Origin of the sequence: Streptomyces deccanensis (assembly GCF_022385335.1) — a bacterium.
In the GTDB taxonomy this organism is placed as follows: domain Bacteria; phylum Actinomycetota; class Actinomycetes; order Streptomycetales; family Streptomycetaceae; genus Streptomyces; species Streptomyces deccanensis.
On sequence record NZ_CP092431.1, the window covers coordinates 5776574 to 5797017 of the forward strand.

At 71.4% G+C, this 20444-nt stretch carries 18 protein-coding genes; 10 read left to right on the forward strand and 8 right to left on the reverse strand.

Features of this window, described 5'->3' with window-relative positions; all coding sequences use genetic code 11:
- Nucleotides 1-77 precede the first annotated feature (77 nt).
- The 3 genes from L3078_RS25825 to L3078_RS25835 all read left to right on the forward strand — a co-directional run bounded on the left by L3078_RS25825 (nt 78) and on the right by L3078_RS25835 (nt 3433).
- On the forward strand, nt 78-656 hold the full coding sequence (locus L3078_RS25825; RefSeq protein WP_239756330.1) for a Uma2 family endonuclease: 579 nt from the start codon (nt 78-80) through the stop codon (nt 654-656).
- Nucleotides 657-707: 51 nt separating this feature from the next.
- Complete coding sequence (locus L3078_RS25830; RefSeq protein ID WP_239756331.1) at nt 708-2780, forward strand: NB-ARC domain-containing protein; 2073 nt, start codon at nt 708-710, stop codon at nt 2778-2780.
- Nucleotides 2781-2932: 152 nt separating this feature from the next.
- A complete protein-coding gene (locus L3078_RS25835) occupies nt 2933-3433 on the forward strand; it encodes an SgcJ/EcaC family oxidoreductase (RefSeq protein WP_086804530.1) in 501 nt (166 codons plus the stop codon).
- A gap of 79 nt (nt 3434-3512) precedes the next feature.
- On the opposite strand, the gene L3078_RS25840 is transcribed toward L3078_RS25835, so the two are convergent.
- A complete protein-coding gene (locus L3078_RS25840; RefSeq protein WP_239756332.1) occupies nt 3513-4901 on the reverse strand; it encodes a HAMP domain-containing sensor histidine kinase in 1389 nt (462 codons plus the stop codon).
- A complete protein-coding gene (locus L3078_RS25845) occupies nt 4898-5611 on the reverse strand; it encodes a response regulator transcription factor (protein ID WP_239756333.1) in 714 nt (237 codons plus the stop codon). The genes L3078_RS25840 and L3078_RS25845 overlap by 4 nt, the downstream gene beginning before the upstream one ends.
- A gap of 331 nt (nt 5612-5942) precedes the next feature.
- Here L3078_RS25845 and L3078_RS25850 point away from each other — a divergent pair, with 331 nt between their 5' ends.
- From L3078_RS25850 to L3078_RS25865, 4 genes are all read left to right on the forward strand, one after another.
- A complete protein-coding gene (locus tag L3078_RS25850; RefSeq protein WP_215448203.1) occupies nt 5943-7223 on the forward strand; it encodes an aspartate kinase in 1281 nt (426 codons plus the stop codon).
- A 31-nt stretch (nt 7224-7254) separates the two neighbouring features.
- Nucleotides 7255-8331: an aspartate-semialdehyde dehydrogenase gene (locus L3078_RS25855; protein ID WP_239756334.1), complete on the forward strand. Its 1077-nt coding sequence runs from the start codon at nt 7255-7257 to the stop codon at nt 8329-8331.
- 591 nt (nt 8332-8922) lie between these two features.
- Entirely contained in the window at nt 8923-9600 is a 678-nt protein-coding gene (locus L3078_RS25860) for a SigE family RNA polymerase sigma factor (RefSeq protein WP_420864100.1), read from the forward strand.
- Nucleotides 9601-10010: 410 nt separating this feature from the next.
- A complete protein-coding gene (locus L3078_RS25865; protein WP_239756335.1) occupies nt 10011-11078 on the forward strand; it encodes a hypothetical protein in 1068 nt (355 codons plus the stop codon).
- A 340-nt stretch (nt 11079-11418) separates the two neighbouring features.
- Here L3078_RS25865 and L3078_RS25870 read toward each other — a convergent pair whose 3' ends face one another.
- Together L3078_RS25870 and L3078_RS25875 are read right to left on the reverse strand one after the other, a co-directional pair.
- Complete coding sequence (locus L3078_RS25870) at nt 11419-12264, reverse strand: SURF1 family protein (RefSeq protein WP_239756336.1); 846 nt, start codon at nt 12262-12264, stop codon at nt 11419-11421.
- 52 nt (nt 12265-12316) lie between these two features.
- Entirely contained in the window at nt 12317-12790 is a 474-nt protein-coding gene (locus tag L3078_RS25875) for a nuclear transport factor 2 family protein (protein ID WP_239756337.1), read from the reverse strand.
- A gap of 120 nt (nt 12791-12910) precedes the next feature.
- Between L3078_RS25875 and L3078_RS25880 the strand changes: the two genes are divergently transcribed.
- Nucleotides 12911-14740 carry a S9 family peptidase gene (locus tag L3078_RS25880; RefSeq protein ID WP_239756338.1) on the forward strand — a complete coding sequence of 610 codons (1830 nt, stop codon included), beginning with the start codon at nt 12911-12913 and terminating at the stop codon, nt 14738-14740.
- A gap of 159 nt (nt 14741-14899) precedes the next feature.
- Here L3078_RS25880 and L3078_RS25885 read toward each other — a convergent pair whose 3' ends face one another.
- Together L3078_RS25885 and L3078_RS25890 are read right to left on the reverse strand one after the other, a co-directional pair.
- Nucleotides 14900-15535 (reverse strand): sigma-70 family RNA polymerase sigma factor, encoded by a 636-nt coding sequence (locus L3078_RS25885; RefSeq protein ID WP_420864101.1) that lies wholly within the window; start codon nt 15533-15535, stop codon nt 14900-14902.
- A gap of 241 nt (nt 15536-15776) precedes the next feature.
- Nucleotides 15777-16496 carry a hypothetical protein gene (locus L3078_RS25890; protein ID WP_239756339.1) on the reverse strand — a complete coding sequence of 240 codons (720 nt, stop codon included), beginning with the start codon at nt 16494-16496 and terminating at the stop codon, nt 15777-15779.
- A gap of 217 nt (nt 16497-16713) precedes the next feature.
- On the opposite strand from L3078_RS25890, the gene L3078_RS25895 reads away from it, so the two are divergent.
- Together L3078_RS25895 and L3078_RS25900 are read left to right on the forward strand one after the other, a co-directional pair.
- Nucleotides 16714-18759 carry an NAD-binding protein gene (locus L3078_RS25895; protein ID WP_239760469.1) on the forward strand — a complete coding sequence of 682 codons (2046 nt, stop codon included), beginning with the start codon at nt 16714-16716 and terminating at the stop codon, nt 18757-18759.
- A gap of 107 nt (nt 18760-18866) precedes the next feature.
- The gene (locus tag L3078_RS25900; RefSeq protein WP_239756340.1) at nt 18867-19022 is read left to right on the forward strand and encodes a hypothetical protein; all 156 of its coding nucleotides are present in this window, start codon (nt 18867-18869) and stop codon (nt 19020-19022) included.
- 69 nt (nt 19023-19091) lie between these two features.
- On the opposite strand, the gene L3078_RS25905 is transcribed toward L3078_RS25900, so the two are convergent.
- On the reverse strand, nt 19092-20240 hold the full coding sequence (locus L3078_RS25905) for a GTP-binding protein (RefSeq protein WP_239756341.1): 1149 nt from the start codon (nt 20238-20240) through the stop codon (nt 19092-19094).
- Between the two features lie 4 nt (nt 20241-20244).
- On the reverse strand, nt 20245-20415 hold the full coding sequence (rpmF, locus tag L3078_RS25910; protein WP_033524576.1) for a 50S ribosomal protein L32: 171 nt from the start codon (nt 20413-20415) through the stop codon (nt 20245-20247).
- Between the last annotated feature and the right edge of the window lie 29 nt (nt 20416-20444).

The window sequence follows — 20444 nt, forward strand, 5'->3', positions numbered from 1 at the left end:
GACCCGGCGGACGGGAGGGGCGTATGAGCGTCCAGGACGTGCCGGTCAGGGCACCATGGAGTCGAGGAGGCGACGCCATGACCCCCAGGACCGAGCACCGGCCGCAGATGTCCGTCGAGGAGTTCGAGGAACTGGAGCGCCATGCCCCGGAGACCGTGTGGCTGGAGTTCATCAACGGAAAGGTCGTGGTCAAGCCCATGGCGGACGGCAACCATCGCGAGATGATCGCGTGGCTGCAACGGGTGTGCATGCAGCATCGCCCTGACCTGTGGCTCCACGCGGAGAGCGGGCTGAAGACGGAGCGTTACCGCAAGGGGCGTGCTCGCGCGGACGGCGTTCTCGTGCCGGTGGGTGGTCTCAAAGGGCATGGGGAGTGGTCGGAGAGCGCCGGTGCCCTGATGGCGGTGGAGGTCACGTCGTACGACTCCGACACGAACCAGCGGGACAGGATCGAGAAGCCCGACGGCTACGCCGCCGCGGGCATCCCCGTCTACCTCCTCATCGACCGCGACGACGGCACGGTCGTCGTGTTCAACCAGCCGGAGGGCGGGCGCTACCGGCACGAGGAGAAGTTCGCCTTCGGCGCCACGGTCAAGCTGCCCGACCCGGTGAACATCACCTTGGACACCGAGCACCTCAAGGAGTACGTGGACTGACCGCCTCCCCGCCATGATGGGACTCACGGTCGTGCGGGAGGGGGACGAACGGTGAGAGGCGCGTCGGCGGGGGACGAGGCGTCCGGCGGGCCTTCGGTGGAGGCGTCCGGGGAGCGGGCCGTCGCGGCAGGACGGGATATCCGGCAGGTGGCCACCGGTGATTTCGCCACCCAGGTCCAGGTCGAACAGGGCACCGTACTGCCCGCCGAGGCGCTCACGGTCGGGGATGTGACGTGGCCCGTGAGATATCTGCCTGGGCGGACCGGGCATTTCGTGGGGCGGGAGCGTGAACTCGCGCTGTTGGACGAGGCGTTCGAGGCGCCCGGCGGGGTCGTGGTGCACGCCGTGCACGGCCTCGGCGGGGTCGGGAAGTCGACGCTGGCGGCACGGTGGGCCGCCGGACGGGGCGCCGACGTCAACCCCGTCTGGTGGATCGGCGCCGAGTCCCGGGCCCAACTGGACGCGGGGCTCGCCGATCTCGGCCGGGCCCTGACACCCGCGCTGGCCGGCACCCTCCCCGAGGCGGCCCTCCGGGAACGTACGCTCCAGTGGCTCTCCGCCCACGACGGCTGGCTCCTCGTCCTGGACAACGTCGACGACCCCGCCGACATCGAACCCCTGCTCGCGAGGGCGGCGAACGGCCGGTTCCTTGTCACCACCCGGCGGGGAAGCGCGAGTTGGCGCGGGATCGCGCACACCCTGGATCTGGATGTCCTCGCACGCGACGAAGCCGTCGAACTGTTCACGACGATCTACGACGGTCCGACGGACGGTGTCGAAGAACTCTGCGCCGAGCTGGGGCGGCTGCCCCTGGCCATCGACCAGGCCGCCGCGTACTGCCGCGAGGCGTGTGTCTCCCCGCGCGAGTATCTCGGTCTGGTCACACGCTGTCCGGCCGACATGTACGCCGTGGGCGCGGAGGGCGGTGACGCGGAGCGGACGGTCGCGAGGGTGTGGCAGATCACCCTGGACCGGCTGGCCGACACCCGTGCCGCCAAGGGCATCCTGCGGACGATCGCCTGGTGTGGGCAGGACATCCCGCGGGCCTATCTGAACGGGCTCGCTGATCCCGTCGAGCTGACCGAAGGCCTGCGGCGACTCGCCGCCTACAGCATGATCAGGCTGCATGGTGACCTGATCTCCGTCCATCGTCTGGTCCAGGCGGTGTCCCGCTCCGCGGAGCCCGAGCATGCCATGGGCATCCGCAACTTCGTCGTCCGGTTGCTTCAGCGGGTACGGCCGAAGGACACGATCTGGGGCGAGGCGGCACAAGTCTGGGTCACGCACGTCGAGGCGATGGCGAGTTATGCGTCACCGGGCTCAGAAACCGAGGAACTGGCCATGCTCTTCATGCATGCCGGGGCGCATCTGGCGAGGACCGATCCGCTGCGCGCCACGGCGTTGGGCGAGCGAGGCGCCACCATCCTGGAGCGTCATGGGACGGACGACTTCGAGGCCGCCCGCACCGTCCGTCATACCAAGATTCTGGCGCACCTGATGAGTGGTGAGCACGGGCAGGCCGTTCCGATGCTGGAGCAGGATCTCGGGAACGCCGTCGACCAGTTCGGCGCGAGTGACGTACGTGCGCTGAGACTGCGTGACGCGCTCGTGCTCGCGCTGTCGGAAGTGGACTCCGCCAAGGCAGAAGCGCTGGCCCGTGAGAACGTCGAGTTGGGTGCGTCGGCGCTGGCTTCCGACGACCCCATGCTGTTCCGCCTTCGACTGAGGCTGACCATGCTGACCTGTACGGCTCCGGATCCTTCCGCGGTCGAGGCACTGCTCGCCGAAGCCGCCGAGGTGCTGGACGAAGACGACCCCGATGTCTCGTTCCTCGAACGGTGGCGTCTCCGTACGCTGCTGGCCGCCGGAGAAGGAGCGGGCGCCCTTGAACTGGCAGAGCGACTGGTTGTGTCGCATCGGAAAGTCCTGGGTGGTCTGGACCCCGTCACCTTGGACCTCCGGGTGGTGCACGTCAACCTCGTGTCGCACGTCGGCGAGAAGACCCGCGCGATGAAGCTGTTCTCGGAGCTCATGGAAGAGTGCCTGGAGGCCGCAGAAGGTGATCGGCAGGATGGGCGCCCGCTTCAGTACGCAATGGAGCGTTTTGGCATGATCAAGAAGTGATCGCCTGGTCTCTCTCCGTGAATTGTCCGCTCCTTGCACCGGCCCTGTACGTCCGCTGCACAGCCCCTAACCGGCGTCGCGCGAATCTTGAGTCACTTCCACCGCACAGGAAGCGGAGGCAGTAACACCCCACACTCGCACGGGAGATCGCGATGACCCGCAAGAACCGGATACGCGCCGCCATCGTCACCGCCACCGCTCTGGTCACCGCCGGCACGGTCACCGCCGGTGTCAGCATGGCCGGGGCCGAGGCCGCGCCGAAGAAGCCCTCCAAGAAGGAGATCGCGGCGCTCTTCGACGGCTGGAACAAGGCGCTGCAGACCGGCAGTTCCAAGAAGGTCGCGGACCGGTACGCGAAGGACGCGGTCCTCCTGCCGACCGTCTCCAACAAGATCCGCACGGACCGCGCGGGCCTCGTCGACTACTTCGACCACTTCCTGAAGAACAAGCCGGTCGGCACGAAGACCAAGACGATCATCAACGTCCTGGACAGCAACTCCGCGATCGACACGGGCTCGTACTACTTCATCCTCACCGACCCGAAGACCGGCGAGAAGAAGCGCGTCGACGCCCGCTACACCTACGAGTACGAGAAGCGGAACGGCGTGTGGAAGATCGTGAACCACCACTCGTCGGCGATGCCCGAGGGCTGATCAGCAGCCATCCCCAGTCGTGGCTGGGCCACACCCCCCGGCCCAGCCACCCCGAGGCCGGCTGAGCCATCCCCCCGGCTCAGCCACCCCCGTGCCGCGCCGCGCGCAGCGTGAGCGCGACGCACAACCCGCCCCCGGGCGCGTCCTTGAGGGCCACGGTCCCGTTGTCGTCGGTGACGAGTTGCTTGACGACGGCGAGGCCGAGGCCCGACCCGGACTTCCCGGTGAGGCCCTGACCGCGCCAGAAGCGGTCGAAGGCGCGGGACTTCTCGGCGTCCGACATACCGGGCCCCTCGTCCAGCACCGACAGCACCACCTCGTCGCCCCGGGTCTCCACCGAGACCGTGATCGTCGCACCGTCCGGCGAGACCTCCAGGGCGTTGGAGAGCACGTTGTCCAGGACCTGGTCCAGATGACCGGGACTGGCCAGCACAAGCGGCCGGCCGTCGGCACTCCCCCTGAGCGTGATGGTGACTCCGCGCTCGTCGGCGGCCGGTCTCCACACATCCAGGCGCTCCTGGATGACGTCCCGCAGGGACAGCGGTTCCGCCGCCGTCACCTTCGCCTCGGCCCGCGCCAGCACCAGCAGACCGTTGACCAGCCGGCTCATCCGGACCACCTCGGCGGTCGCCTGCTCCACGTCCTCCCGGACGAATTCGTCGTCCACCCCGTCCGCGATGTTGTCCAGCGACAGCCGCAACGCCGTGAGAGGCGTGCGGAGTTGGTGGGAGGCGTCGGCGACGAAGATGCGCTGCGAGGCGATCAGCGTGTCCAGCCGTTCGCCCGCCTGGTTCAGCGTGCGCGCCAGGGTCTGCGTCTCCTGGGGACCGGTGACAGGGGAGCGGGCCGTCAGGTCGCCGTCGCTCATCTTGCTCGCCATCTCGTTGAGCTGGCGGAGCGGGGCGGTCAGACGTCGGGCGGCGAAGACGCCGATGCCCGCGGCGGCCAGGAGCACCAGGACGGCCAGCGCCGCCCGGAAGCCCCAGATCGTCCAGAGGCGGTAGGTGAGATGGTCGGTCGAGAACACGATCCGTACGGCGCCGACGACCTTGTCCGTCTCCGTCTTCCCGTCCGCCGAGCGCTCGAACGCGGGGACGGTGACCACCAGGTTCTCGCCCCAGATGAAGTCGGAGCCCCAGTCGACGGTGATCTCGCCGCGCTCCAGGGCCCTGGCCAGCGCCGCGTCCGCCGTCGGTTCCTTCAGCCTGTCCGGCGCACACCTGTCGGTCGCGGTGACCTCGACCTTCTCCTCGTCGGCCGGGTAAGCCCCGGCCAGCTGCGCCAACGCCTCGCAGGAGGCGGTGTCGCCCACACCCAGCAGCCGGGCCATCGTCTTGGCCTCGCGCTGGACGGCCTCGCTGGTGTCGTCCCGCAGTTGGTCCGTGAGCGTGAACGCCACGGGCACGGTGAACAGGGCGATCGCCACAGCCACGAGGAGCACGTAGCTGCGGATGAGCTGACGGATCATGACGTGCCCGAGCCCTCACTGCCGACGGCACCCGCGCCCTCGTTCACGATGAGCCGGAACCCCACTCCCCGCACCGCCTCGATGGTGATCGCCCCGGCGAGCTTGCGCCGCAGCGCGGCCACATGGACGTCGAGCGTCTTCGTCGGGCCGAACCAGTTCGCGTCCCAGACCGCCTCCATGATCTGCTCCCGCGACATCAGGGCGCCGGGCTCCTCGGTGAGGAAGGCGAGGAGGTCGTACTCCTTGGGCGCGAGCGCCACCTCCGTACCGTCGAGGTGGACGCGCGCGGCCTTGCGGTCGACGGTCAGGTGGGGGCCGTAGCGGTCGGGGCCGGCCGGGGGCGCGTCGGCGGCGCGCGGCTGGACGCGGCGCATCACCGCCCTTATCCGGGCGATCACCTCGCGGACGCCGAACGGCTTGGAGACGTAGTCGTCGGCGCCCAGCTCCAGGCCGACCACCCGGTCCGTCTCGTCGCTGCGGGCGCTGATCACGATGATCGGCACCTGGCTGCGGTCCCGCAGCGCCTTGCAGACGTCGAGGCCGTCGGTGTCGGGCAGCCCGAGGTCCAGGAGGACGACGTCGTACGGGCCGTCGTACGACAGCGCCGCCCCGCCCGTGTTGACCCACTGCACCTCGAAGCCGTATCGCAGGAGTCCTCGTCGCAGGGACTCGGCGACCGGCTCGTCGTCTTCCACCAGAAGTACGCGCACGGCCATGACCTTAGTGCTTGAAAGTTGGGGTTCCGTCGCCGCGGGGCCCCACGGTGTGACCCCAGGCACTTTTGGGCGTCCGCGCCGACTGTTCGGCGGCGACCTGGGCAGGGACGTTCCCGGAGCGGTCGAGGGTCCGCGGTGAGAAGCCGGGTGAAACCGGTGGAACGCCCGGAGAAAACCCAGGTGATCAAAGGGTGAGCGGGACATCTCACCATGCGGTACCAGGGAAGCGATATTCGACCGCTCGATAGACTGAGCCGACCGCCGCAGCACGTGTGAGCGCGTGCGCATGTGCGGATAAGGGACTGAAACGGAGCGAGGAGCGCACGTGGGCCTTGTCGTGCAGAAGTACGGAGGCTCCTCCGTAGCCGATGCCGAGGGCATCAAGCGCGTCGCCAAGCGGATCGTGGAAGCGAAGAAGAACGGCCACCAGGTGGTCGTCGTCGTTTCCGCGATGGGCGACACGACGGACGAGCTGATCGATCTCGCCGAGCAGGTGTCACCCATGCCTGCCGGGCGTGAGTTCGACATGCTGCTGACCGCCGGAGAGCGTATCTCCATGGCGCTGCTGGCCATGGCGATCAAAAACCTGGGCCACGAGGCCCAGTCGTTCACCGGCAGCCAGGCAGGCGTCATCACCGACTCGGTCCACAACAAAGCCCGGATCATCGACGTCACGCCCGGCCGCATCCGGACCGCGCTGGACGAGGGCAACATCGCCATCGTCGCCGGTTTCCAGGGTGTCAGCGCGGACAAGAAGGACATCACCACCCTCGGCCGCGGCGGGTCGGACACGACCGCCGTCGCGCTGGCCGCCGCGCTGGACGCCGAGGTCTGTGAGATCTACACCGACGTCGACGGCGTCTTCACCGCCGACCCGCGGGTCGTGAAGAAGGCCCGGAAGATCGACTGGATCTCCTCCGAGGACATGCTCGAACTGGCGTCGTCCGGTTCGAAGGTGCTGCTGCACCGCTGCGTCGAGTACGCCCGCCGCTACAACATCCCGATCCACGTCCGCTCGTCCTTCTCCGGACTGCCGGGCACCTGGGTCAGCAACGAGAAGCCAGAGTCGCAAGGGGACCACAAGGTGGAGCACGCCATCATCTCCGGAGTCGCCCACGACGTCTCCGAGGCCAAGGTCACGGTCGTCGGCGTCCCGGACAAGCCGGGCGAGGCCGCCGCGATCTTCCGCGCCATCGCGGACGCCGAGGTCAACATCGACATGGTGGTGCAGAACGTCTCCGCCGTGACGACCGGCCTGACGGACATCTCCTTCACCCTCCCCAAGACCGAGGGCCGCAAGGCCATCGACGCCCTGGAGAAGAACAAGGCCGGCATCGGCTTCGACTCGCTGCGCTACGACGACCAGATCGGCAAGATCTCCCTGGTCGGCGCGGGGATGAAGACCAACCCGGGCGTCACCGCCTCCTTCTTCGAGGCGCTGTCCAACGCGGGGGTGAACATCGAGCTGATCTCGACCTCCGAGATCCGTATCTCGGTCGTCACCCGCGCCGACGACGTCCCCGAGGCCGTGCGCGCCGTGCACACCGCCTTCGGGCTCGACTCCGACAGCGACGAGGCCGTCGTCTACGGGGGTACCGGGCGCTGATGGCCCTCATCCACGGTGGCGGCGGTCGTTGATGGCTGTCGATGCCGGGCGCGCCGGCAGGCCGACGCTGGCGGTCGTGGGCGCGACCGGGGCCGTCGGCACCGTCATGCTCCAGATCCTGTCCCACCGCGCTGACATCTGGGGCGAGATCCGTCTGATCGCCTCCCCGCGCTCGGCCGGCCGCAAGCTGGCCGTGCGCGGGGAGCAGGTCGAGGTCGTCGCCCTGTCGGAGGACGCCGAGGACGTCTTCGACGGGGTCGACGTCGCGCTGTTCGACGTCCCCGACGAGGTCGCGGAGCGCTGGGCACCGATCGCCGCCGCCAAGGGCGCGGTCGTGGTGGACAACTCGGGCGCCTTCCGGATGGACCCGGAGGTGCCCCTCGTCGTCCCCGAGGTCAACCCGCACACCGCCCGCAACCGGCCGCGCGGGATCATCGCCAACCCGCACTGCACGACCCTCTCCATGATCGTGGCGCTCGGCGCGCTGCACGCCGAGTTCGGGCTGCGCTCGCTGGTGGCCTCCTCGTACCAGGCCGTCAGCGGCGCGGGGCGGGCCGGCGTGGACACCCTGCGCCGGCAGATCTCCCTGGTCGCCGGTACGGAACTGGGGACCACCCCCGGTGACGTACGGCGGGCCGTGGGCGACGACACCGGGCCGTTCCCGGAGCCGGTGGCGCTCAACGTGGTGCCGTGGGCCGGGGACCTCCGCGCGGACGGCTGGTCCTCGGAGGAGATGAAGATACGGGACGAGTCCCGCAAGATCCTCGGGCTGCCGAAGCTGCCGGTGGCCGTGACCTGCGTACGGGTGCCCGTGGTCACCGCGCACTCCCTCACGCTGCACGCCCGCTTCGAGGGCGAGGTCACCGTCGCCAAGGCGCGGGAGATCCTCGCCACCGCTCCCGGGGTCGTCCTCTACGACGATCCGGGCGCGGGGGAGTTCCCGACGCCGGCCGACGTGGTCGGGACGGACCCCACGTGGGTGGGGCGCGTACGGCGGGCCCTCGACGATCCGACGGCCCTGGAACTCTTCGTCTGCGGCGACAACCTGCGGAAGGGCTCCGCCTTGAACGCGGTACAGGTGGCGGAGCTGGTGGTGAAGCCGGCGTAGGGGGTGGGCGGGCGGGGGCGCCTGGGAGCTCGGGGGTTCGGGTGCGTCGGCGGGTGCCGGCCCGGTGGGGTGAAAAGCAGGGGCGCAGCCCCTGCTTTTCAGGGGCGCGGGGAACTGCGCGAGAAGCCCCACGCACCCGCACCCGACAACGCACCCGGCACCCCCCGGACCCCACCGCCTCGGCCCTTGTCAGTCGTGGCGTGTAAGTTCTTCGAGTCGGCGGCACCACGCGCGGAGGATTTCCGGCCGCGCCGCCGCAGGATTTCCGGGTTGATTCAGGCCTCCCGGTGATCGAGGATTTTTCTCCCCGTCCGCCGCAACCGAGCGGTGCGCGGGGAGCGTCTTTACCGGGCGCCCTTCGGCGGGGCTGGGCGCCAACACTTGGGGCATAGGGGAAGAGCTGGTACGCATGAGGGCGTTCGACGCGCTGTCCGGTGTTCGGTGGGCCGTACCGATGGCTGCGCGCTGCGCGCCGACGGACGCGTCCGCCGTACCGACCCGCGCACGTTGCCTACGGACACGTGTGCGGTCCGACGCAAAAGAGATGCCTGTCTCGTACAACCCCGACGGGGGGACGCGGGTCCAACAGGCGTGGCAGAGGTACTCGATTTCACCGCGGTACAGACGAGGGGCACCGCCCTCCGTCCACCCCGCCGTCCCCGCGTGCCCGGTTCGGCCGGCGGCATGCCGGTGATCGCGCCGATGCCCGCGGCGCGGCCGACCCGCATACCCAACCAGCGCGACGGCGCGGACGACACGTCGACGGTGCCGGCCTCCGGTACGACGGTCGACCACCTCACCGAGACGTACCGCGCCCACTACCGCTCGCTGCTCGGCCTCGCGGCGCTCCTCCTCGACGACACCGCCTCCTGCGAGGACGTCGTCCAGGAGGCGTTCATCCGCGTGCACTCGGCGCGCAAGCGGGTCCGTGACCCGGAGAAGACGCTCGCCTATCTGCGCCAGACGGTCGTGAACCTCTCGCGCTCCGCCCTGCGCCGCCGCATCCTCGGTCTGAAGCTGCTCTCGAAGCCGATGCCCGACATGGCGAGCGCGGAGGAGGGCGCGTACGACCAGTTGGAGCGCGACTCCCTCATCAAGGCGATGAAGGGGCTCCAGCGGCGGCAGCGCGAGGTCCTCGTGCTGCGCTACTTCGCCGACATGACCGAGGCCCAGGTCGCCGAGACGCTCGGCATATCGCTGGGTTCGGTGAAGGCGTACGGCTCCCGGGGCATCGCGGCACTGCGCGTCGCCATGGAGGCGCCCGCATGAGCACGCACGGCAGCAACGACGGACCCGACAGGCACGACGGGCCCGAAAGCCACGACGGACCCGACAGGCGCGACGCTCGGGGCGGCCGGGACGAGCTCGGTGCCCGGAGGCGGGCTTCCTGGGGGCGCCGGGACGATGACGAAGGCGCGGAAGAGCGCGGTCGGGACGGGCGCGTCGGGGGGCGCGGGCTCGAGGAGCACGAAGAAACGCAATCGCACGCTGGGAACGGAACTGTGAATCACGGCCCCGAAGAACAAGGCCCCCACCCCGAGGGCCAGGATCTCGAAGGCCACGCTCCGCAGGACTCGGCGGAGGCGCACTCGGCCGACCCGGACACGGGCGACACGAGTACGAGCCTCTCGGCATCGACGAGTACGAGCCTCTCGGCACCGATTGGCCTGACAGCGAAGGTGCCGGCGCTGAACGGCGCCGCGCGCAAGGGCGCCGAGCTGAACGGCTCCGGAGCGAAGGGCATCGGCGGGTTCGACTCCGACGAGCTGGTGCTGCGCAATCTGCTGCACCAGGCGGTGTCCGAGATCGAGCCCAGGGACGGCACCCTGGAGCACCTGCGGCGGGCGGTACCGGCGCGGCGGACCCGCAAGCGCCAGGCCGTCGTCGGCATGGCCGCCGCCGCGCTCTTCATCGGCACGGCGATCCCGGCCCTCGTGCACGTCTCCAACTCCAACGGCTCCGACGTCAACCCCTCGATCATGGGCAACGGCTCGCACAAGCAGGAGACCGCGGGCCAGTCCAAGGGACAGACCGGCGGGAACGGGCCGTCGGGGGGCTCCTCCGGCGGGTCCAAGGAGTCCGGCAAGAGCAAGGACAAGCACAAGGGCGACAAGGGCAAGGGCCAGAGCAGCAGCTCCACGGGCGGCACCCAGGCGACGCCGACGGCCGCCGCCACCACGCTGTGCACGGCGGCCCAGCTCGGCGGGGGAGGGAGCATCGGCGCGCCGGACTCGGGCGGAGCCGTCTACGGCTCGTTCCGCGTCTCCAACATCTCCGGCACGAGCTGTACGGTCACCGGCGGGGGCGCGGTGAGCGCCACCCCGCAGGGTGCCGCGGACGGGTCGAAGATCACCGTGGCGACCCATGTCGCCGGTGACGCGGCGGTGGGCCTGCCCGACCCCTCGCTGTCCCTGACCCAGCTGGTGCTGGAGCCGGGAGCGGCCTACGAGGTGCGGTTCGCGTGGGTGCCGTCGGAGCCCTGCCCGACCTCCGGCGGGACGACCGGCGGAGGCACCGGCGGCACGGATCCGTCACCGGACCCGACGCCCACGGGCGAGGCGACCCCCGGCACCACGACCGACGGCTCCAACACCGTCTCCACCCAGCTCTTCACCGAGGACGGCGTCGTCGACGGCAGCGTCCTCGTCTCCCACACCACCGAGGGCGGCATCGCGAGCTTCACCACAGCCGTCTCCAACGCCTGCGCCGGCGTCATCTACCGAACGGGCCTGCTGGCAGCCACCTGACGAGACCCGAGGCTTCTGACGGGGGAGCGGCGAGCCCTTCCGGCGAACGGCGAGGCCTCGGGCGGTGTGGGCGGGCTCCCGGTGGGTGCGGCATGGCCTGCCGACGACCCCTGACGGGGGAGCGGTGGGCCTTTTGGACGCAGCGGGCAGGTCCTCCGGCACCCGCCTGAGGCTCGTCTCGGCGCGCGGGGGCTACGTCTCTTGCGGAGCGGTGATCCGGGCGGGGCCACGTCTCCTGTTGGAGCGGCGACACCTCCTGCGGCCAGCCGCGTCCCCCGCGGAGCGGTGCGCGATACGCGGTGCGCGTGGGCCCGCCGGGTCTACCGCCTGGCCGTCGGCCCTACGGGGCCGGCTCGGTTTCGCGGGAGCGGTTCTCGGCGGTGCCGTCCTCACTGCCCCGCGGCTCGTCGGTGTCCGGTTCGGCCGTGTCGGGCAGCAGTCCCAGTTCCGCGTCGCGGATGAACTCGACCTCGCGGCGCAGCAGGCGGAACCACATGAAGACGACGAAGCCGGCGAAGACGAACCACTCCCCGGTGTAGCCGAGGTTCTGGAAGGCCTTGAGGTCGAGCCCGGTGTCCTGCGGCGCGGTCGCGGGGACGGCCTTCATACCCGAGTCGCCCTTGTCGAGGGTGATCCAGGCGTCGTACAGGTCGTCCGGCACGAGGTTCACCAGCGCCGCCGCGCTGATCGCCGAGGTCTGTCCGGCCGGCAGCCCGCCCTGGACGGGCACCCCGTTCGACCCCGGGGTCTCGGACGCCTGCAGCGAACCGGTGACGGTGACCTCGCCGGAGGGGGCCGCCGGGGCCCGGTCGGCATCCGCGGCGCCGGGCAGCCAGCCCCGGACGACCGGCAGGGCCTTGCCCTCGTCGGTGCGCAGCAGTGTGAGCACGTAGAACCCGTTCTTGCCGTCCACCTCACGGTTGGGCACGAGCAGCTGCTCGCCGTACCGCCCGCTCACCGTGGCCAGTTCGCCCGAGGTCTCCTTGTCCACCGGCAGCAGCTCGGCCAGCGGGCGCGCCGGGGCCCGGTCCGCCGGGTCGATCCGTTCGGTCGCCGCGCGGTGGTCCTGCATCCGGTCCTCGAACCGGCTCAGCTGCCACGACCCCATGAACACGCAGAACGGGATGGCGAGCAGCACGAAGACGTTGATCCCCCACCAGCGGGGCGTCAGCAGGAACCGGTACACGCCCTCCACCGTACGGTGCCCGGGCGGGGCCCCCGGCCCCGGGGTCGCCCGCTCAGTACCGCTCGACGAGGTGCTCACGCCCGGCCGGTGGCTCGTACGGCTCGGGCCAGAAGTCGGTGACCGCGGCTATCCGGCCGTCCTCGTCGACCGTGAAGAAGGAGATCGCGTACATCTCCTCCAGCCCCACCGTGACATGCGTCCAGCTCACCACCTGCCCCGGCTGCGCAGCCTGTCCCGGCTGCCCGGGCTGTCCCGGTTCCGCGACGATCCGCTCCACCCGGGCGTGCCAGTCACCCGGGTACTCCCGGTTGAACTCCACGTACCGCTCCCGGCCGCGGATCCGCTCCCGCGTCTGCGGCAGCTCGTACACGACGTCCGCGGCCAGCGTCTCGGCGAACGCGGCCCAGTCCCGCCGCTCGGCGCTGGCCCAGAAACGCTCTACGGTCGCGCGGAGATCGGTCCACGAAGCAGTCCCCGTCGTCCCCGTAGTAGTCCCCGTGGTCGTCCTTCGTGTCGTTGAGGTCATGCGGCGAGTCTGCACCCGACCACTGACAATCGGCCCGGCCGGAACCCGCGGCGGCCGAAGTTATCCACAGGCTGGGGACCTCGTCGGCGCATTGTCGTGCGGTCGGGGCAATATGGGGCCATGACTGAGAGCAACGGGTCCACCCCGCAGCAGCAGAGCGGGTCCATGCCCGACTGGGAGAAGAGGTTCCGGGCACCGAGGGTGTCCCTGCCGGACTGGGCGGAGGACGCGCCGCACCGCTCGCTGTTCGTCTCCAACGCCACGGGGACGTACGAGCTGTACGCGTGGGACCGCGCCACCGGCGAGCAGCGCCAGGCCACGAACCGGGCCAACGGCACGACGGACGGTGTGCTCTCGCCGGACGGCGAGTGGATCTGGTGGTTCGACGACAAGGACGGGGACGAGTTCGGCGTCTGGCGGCGCCAGCCCTTCCACGGCGGCCCGGACGAGGAGGCGGTCCCGGGCCTGGAGCCGTCGTACCCGGCGGGCCTGGCCATCGGCCGCGACGGCCGTACGGCGATCGTCGGCCGCTCCACCGACGAGGACGGCTCCACGATCCATCTGTTCCGGCGGGGCGAGGCCCCCGTGGAGATCTACCGCCACCGTGAGTCGGCCGGCGTCGGAGACCTCTCGCACGACGGTTCGCTGATCGCGATCGAACACACCGAGCACGGTGACGCCATGCACGCGGCGGTGCGTGTGCTCCGGCCGGACGGCACGACGGTCGCCGAACTCGACGACACCAAGGGCGGCACCGTCGAGCTGGGCCTGGACGTGCTGGGCTTCGCCCCCGTCGTCGGCGACACCCGCCTGCTCGTCGGCCACCAGCGCGGCGGCCGCTGGGAGCCGCTCGTCTGGGACGTGGTCTCCGGCGAGGAGACCGACCTCGGCCTCGCCGACCGGCTGCAGGGCGACATGAGCGCCGAGTGGTATCCGGACGGATCCGCGCTGCTGCTCGCCCACAGCTTCGAGGCCCGCGTCGAGCTCTTCCGCTACGACCTGGCGTCCCGTGCACTGGAGCGGGTGGAAACCCCGCGAGGCACGGTGTCCGGGGCCACCGCACGCCCCGACGGCAGCATCGAGTACCTGTGGTCCTCGGCCGCCGTACCGCCGGTGGTCCGCTCCACGACCGGCGAGGCGGTCCTCGACCCGCCGGGGATGAAGTCGCCCGGGTCGGTGCCGGTGGAGGACGTCTGGGTGGACACCCCCGGCGGCCGCGTCCACGCGCTCGTCCAGCGTCCGCCCGGCGTGTCCGGCCCGTACGCCACCCTGTTCGACATCCACGGCGGCCCGACCTGGCACGACAGCGACTCCTTCGCGGCGGGCCCGGCCGCCTGGCTGGACCACGGGTACGCCGTGATCCGCATCAACTACCGGGGCTCCACCGGGTACGGCCGCGCGTGGACCGACGCCCTCAAGCACCGGGTCGGCCTGATCGAGCTGGAGGACATCGCGGCGGTGCGGGAGTGGGCGGTGGACTCCGGGTTCGCCGACCCCGAGCGTCTCATCCTCACCGGCGGTTCCTGGGGCGGCTACCTCACCCTGCTGGGCCTCGGCGTCCAGCCGGACGACTGGGCGCTCGGTATCGCCGCGGTGCCCGTCGCGGACTACGTCACGGCGTACCACGACGAGATGGAGGCGCTCAAGGCGATGGACCGCACGCTCCTCGGCGGCACGCCCGAGGAGGTCCCCGAGCGCTTCGAGGCCTCGTCGCCGCTGACCTACGTCGACGCGGTGAAGGCCCCGGTCTACATCTCCGCCGGTGTCAACGACCCCCGCTGCCCCATCCGCCAGATCGACAACTACGTCGACCGTCTCGCCGCCCGCTCCGCCGTCCACGAGGTCTACCGCTACGACGCCGGCCACGGCTCCCTGGTCGTCGACGAACGCATCAAACAACTCCGCCTGGAACTCGACTTCGCCGAACGCCACCTGGGAGGCCGCCCCTGAGACCGCCGACGCACCCCCGCGCCCGTAAGGGGCGCGGGGAACTGCGCGAGAACCCCCGCGCACCCGCACCCGACGACGCACCCCAGGGGGTCGAAGGGGCGCAGCCCCTGGGATGAGACGGGTAGGGGCGGCGGGGGCGAGAACCAGGACGGAACCACCTCAGGCCGCCACCAACACGCCCTCCTCACACGCCCCTTCCGCAGCCGTCAGCAACCCCACGAGCGTGGTCCGTGCCCGTGCCACTCGTGACCGCACCGTCCCGACGGGGCACCCGATCAGCTCCGCCGCGTCCTCGTACGACAGCCCCAGCATCTGTGTGAGGACGAACGCCTCACGCCGTTCCTCCGGCAGCGCGCCCAGCAGATCGGTGAGCGCGATGCCGTCGTCGAAGCCGGGCAGTCCGCGCGGCTGGGCGTGCTCGACGGCCAGCCGCCAGTCCGGTACGTCGGACAACCGGGGCCGGGCCGCCGCGTACCGGAAGCTGTCGGTGACCGCCCGGCGGGCGATGGACAGCAGCCACGTACGGGCGGAGCAGCGGCCCTCGAACCGGTGCAGGCTGCCGAGGGCCCGCAGGAACGTGTCCTGCGCGAGGTCGTCCACGGCCTGCGGGTCCGCGCAGAGGTGGGCGACGAACCGCTGGACGTCTCGGTGGAGCGCGCCGACGAACCGTTCGACGGCCTCCGGGTCGCCACCTCGGGCGGCGAGCGCCCAGGCGGTTATGGACTCGTCGGTCGTGGACCGGGAGGGCCGGGAGGCTCGCGGGATCGACGCGGGCGGGGGAGTAAGGGTGATCACCTGGTGTCCTTCTCGGGTCGTCCGGGACCAGGACCGTCCGTCGACGCGGGCACGTGGTGCCGTTCTGCGTGCAGGGCCGCGCAGGCATGCGTGCGAGGCCGTGCGGACGTGCGCGATGCGTGGGAACGCGTCCGGTTGGTCCGGCGGGGATGGGAAGCCGGCCGTACGGCACGCGGGTGGCGGCGTACGGCCGAAGCCCGGGGAGCGAGCCGTGGTGGCTGCCCCGGGGCACCGGCTGTCGTCAGCTGACAGCGGTCCCGGCGGGCGGACCCCGAGAGGTGATCGCATGGACGAGAACGAGTGAACGGAGCGCGCGGTCAGTACGGCCGCGCCGTACCCGGGGGCGCGGTCGCTCCGCCGCCACGGGCAGCGCGAGCGACAACCGCAGCGGTGCGGCCAGCCAGCCGGCCACGGCCCGCAGCAGGGCGAAGGCGGCGCGCTCGCCGTGCGCCAGCCAGAGACCGCACAGCAGCGCGGCCAGCAGATGCGCGGCGAACATGCCGGACGAGGACGCGGACGCGAATGTGCCGTCCAGGAGGTAACCGGTGAGGTCCCCATGGTCCATGTGACCGGCAGGGCCCATGTGGACGGTGTGATTCATGTGGGCGGAGCCCATGTCCATGGCACCGCTGCTCGAGCCGCCCATGGCACCGCTCACGGAGGCCGTGCCCCCCGAGGCCGTGCTCGCGGAGGCCGGCGGCTGTGCCAGTGGCTGTGCCAGTTCGAAGCCCCAGTGGAGGGCCGTCTGCGCGGCGACCACCACGGAGGTGATCAGCGGGAGGCCGCGCTCGCGCCCGGCCAGGCACCAGCCGACCGCACCGGTCGCGGCGATCCCGACGACCAGGGCCCACCAGGGGACATGACCACCGGACATCAGCACGTGGCCCAGGGCCGCGAGCAGCACACAGACGGCCGCGAACATCGCGGCGCGCGTCGTGCGCGTCCCCCACCCTGCGGTCATGGCGCCCCATCCTCGCATCCGGACACCGCCGTCATCCCGTCCCTCTTGAGTACGGATGTCCACCCGTCGTCGCACTCACACCGGCAAGTGTGATCCGGATCACTGAGGAACCGGACGCGTGCATGAGGCAGTCTTCTGCCTCGTGGGGAGCCCTTCGCAGCACAACAGCCGTATAGGTCCGGGCCGACAGCCGGGTCCTGCCGACCCCGGCGCGCACATGGTCGTCTGCGGCGACGACGGGCTGGCGCACCGGCTCGCCGCCGAACTGCGGACCGTGTACCGGGAGCAGGTGACCCTCGTCGTGCCGCCCACCGCGAGGATCGCCCAGCGGCCGGTCGTCGGGCGCGCCCGCACCGCCGCCGCGCTCCTCGACCGGGTGACGGCGGTCGTCAACAGGGCGGCGGGCAACGGAGATCCGGCCCCCGGCGACCGGACCGGCGACCGGACCGGCGACCGCACCGGCGGGACCGGGGCGCGGACCGGCGGCGGAACCGGAGAGCGGGGCGACCGGGGCGAAAGAGGCGACCGGGGCGGCGGCAGGAACAGCCCCCGGGACGGCGGTGAACGGGTCCTGGAGGCCGGGGAGGCCACCGAGGCGGTGCTCGCCGAGGCCGGTGTGGAGCGGGCCGCCGCGCTGGCCCTGGTGTACGACGACGACGAGACCAACATCCGCGCGGCCCTCACCGCCCGCCGCCTCAACCCGCGCCTGCGCCTCGTCCTGCGGCTCTACAACCGCCGGTTGGGTCAGCACATCGAGGAACTCCTCGACCAGGCCTCGGCGTTGGCGACGGGAGGCGCCGCCGCCGACGGGGTCGACGGTTTCGGCGCCTCGACGACCGTCCTGTCCGACGCCGACACGGCCGCACCCGCGCTGGCGGCGACCGCCGTGGCCGGCACCAGCAAGGTCGTCCAGACGGACGGGCTGATGCTCAGGGCCGTGGAGCGCCCGCCGGGCCGGGCGGGTCAGGGCGCGGCAGGCCAGGGTTCCGGGGGTCAGGGCTCCGGAGGCCTGTGCACCCTCGCGCTGCTGTCGGCCACCACCAACGACCCCGCCGGAACCGAGGGTTCCGAGGGCAGCGGGGAACGCGGCCCCCAACTCCTGCCCGACGAACGGGCGGTGGCGGAGGCCACCGGGCGCGGCACCGTCGTCCTGGACACCGTGCGCTACGCGGGACCCGCGCTGCCGCCCGGCCGGTCCGGCGGCGGGCCGCTCGGGGCTTTCGGATCGCTGCTCTCGCGGCGGCTGCGGTGGTCCCTCGCGGGGATAATCGGGTGCGTGTTCGCCCTGGCTGTCGCCCAGATGGTGATCACCGGGGAGCATCCGCTCCAGGCGACGTACGCCACCCTCCTCGACCTCTTCGGCATCGCCGACCCCGCGACCGACCAGAGCGACTCGCGGCAGATCCTCCAACTCCTCTCCGGCCTCATGGGCTTACTCCTGCTGCCCGTGCTCCTGGCCGCCGTCCTGGAGGCCCTCGGCACGTTCCGCAGCGGCACCGCCCTGCGCAAGCCGCCGCGTGGCCTGTCCGGGCACGTCGTCCTCCTCGGCCTCGGCAAGATCGGCACCCGGGTGCTCGCCCGCCTGCGCGACCTGCACATCCCGGTCGTCTGCGTCGAAGAGGACCCCGAGGCACGCGGTCTGGCCGAAGCCCGGCGGCTACGGGTGCCGGTCATCCTCGGCGACGTGACCCAGGAGGGCGTCCTGGAGGCCGCCAAGATCCACCGTGCCCACGCCCTCCTCGCGGTCACCAGCTCCGACACGACGAACCTCGAAGCCGGCCTGTACGCCCGTTCCGTACGCCCCGACCTGCGCGTCGTCCTGCGTCTGTACGACGACGACTTCGCCACGGCCGTCTACCGCACCCTGCGCGCCGCGCACCCCGGCGCCCTGACGCGCAGCCGCAGCGTCACCCACCTCGCCGCGCCCGCGTTCGCCGGCGCGATGATGGGGCGCCAGATCCTGGGCGCGATCCCCGTCGAGCGCCGCGTGCTCCTTTTCGCGGCCGTGGAGGTACGAGGACACCGGCGCCTGGAGGGGCGGACCGTCGCGGAGGCGTTCCGGGCGGGGGCGTGGCGTGTGCTGGCCCTCGACACGGGGGCGTCCGGAGAACCGGGTCCGGAACGGACGCCCGGGCCGCCGCCGGGTTCGGGACTGATCTGGGACCTCCCACCCACGTACGTCCTCCGAGCCGAGGACCGCGTGGTGCTGGCGGCGACGAGGCGGGGGCTGGCGGAGCTGCTGGGACGACGGGCGGGGGCGTAGGTTCTTTGGCCGTCGGTCGGCTGCGGGCCCGGTGGGGCTTCTCGCGCAGTTCCCCGCGCCCCTGAAAAGCAGGGGCTGCGCCCCGAGCTTTTCAGGCCCACGGGACCGTGGTCTTCCAGGCCCACGGGACCGTGGTCTTCCAGGCCCACGGGACCGTGGTCTTCCAGGCCCACGGGACCGTGGTCTTCCAGGCCCACGGGACCGTGGTCTTCCAGGCCCACGGGACCGTGGTCTTCCAGGCCCGCGGGACCCTGGTCTTTTAGGCCCGCAGGGCCTGGTCTTTGAGGGGCGCGGGGAACTGCGCGAGAAGCCCCACCGGCCCGCAGCCGACCTCACTCGCAGGCAACCCCGTGCACATCCCACGCCGGAAACGGATCATCAAGGGCGCCGCACCCCACCTCGTCCCCCTCCACCAGACACCCGGCGAGAGCCCCCCGCAACGCATCCCCCCGCAACCCGGTCCCGATGAACACCAACTCCTGCGCGAACGGCGCCTCCTCATCCTGCGCCGCCGTAGGTTCGAAGCGAGCCACCGACCCCGCCTGGGACCACAGCCCGACGACCCCCGGCCGCCCGGCGAGCGTGAAGAACCCCTTGGACCGCAGCACCTGCCCGAACGCACCGCTGTCGAGCCCCTCGGTCACGAACTCCCACAACCGCCCGGGATGAAAGGGCCGTTCGGCGCGGAAGACCGTAGACGAGATGCCGTACTCCTCGGTCTCCGGCACATGCTCCCCGTTCAGCTCCCGCACCCACCCCGGCGCCTGCTGGGCCCGTTCGAGATCGAACGCCGCCGTGCCGAGCACGTCCTGGACCCGCACCCGCCCATGGCTGACCGGCACGATCCGCGCCGCCGGGTTGAGCCGGGCCAGGGTCGCCGCGAGCCGCTCGGCGGTCGCCGTGTCGACGAGGTCGAGCTTGTTCAGCACGATCACGTCGGCGAACTCCACCTGGTCCATGAGCAGATCGCTCACGGTGCGCTCGTCGTCCTCGTACTGGTCGAGCCCCCGCGCCACCAGTTCGTCCCCGCCCGCGAGCTCCGGCAGGAAGTTCACCGCGTCGACGACCGTGACCATCGTGTCGAGCCGGGCGAGATCCCCGAGCGTGGCCCCGTCGTCCCGCGCGAAGGCGAAGGTCGCCGCGACGGGCATCGGTTCGGAGATCCCGGAGCTCTCGATCAGCAGATAGTCGAAACGCCCCTCGCGCGCGAGCCGGTCCACCTCCTCCAGCAGATCGTCGCGCAGGGTGCAGCAGATGCACCCGTTGGTCATCTCGACGAGCCGCTCCTCGGTGCGGGACAGCGCCGCCTCGCCCCCGCGCACGAGCGCGGCGTCGATGTTGACCTCGCTCATGTCGTTGACGATCACCGCCACCCGCAACCCCTCACGGTTGCCGAGGACATGGTTGAGCAGGGTGGTCTTGCCCGCGCCGAGGAACCCGGACAGGACGGTGACGGGCAGCCGCTCCCGGAGCGTGGTCACGGCCTCAGCCCTCGGGGTGGATGAGCCCGCGCTCGTACGCCTTCAGCAGCCGCTGCGGTACGAGGTGCGTGGTGCCGTCGACGGTGAACGGCACCAACTGCGGTGTGCTCGCCTTCCACTGGGCGCGACGGTGCCGGGTGTTGCTGCGGGACATCTTCCGCTTGGGTACGGCCATGGGGTCCTCCTCCACAGGGTGATGGACCG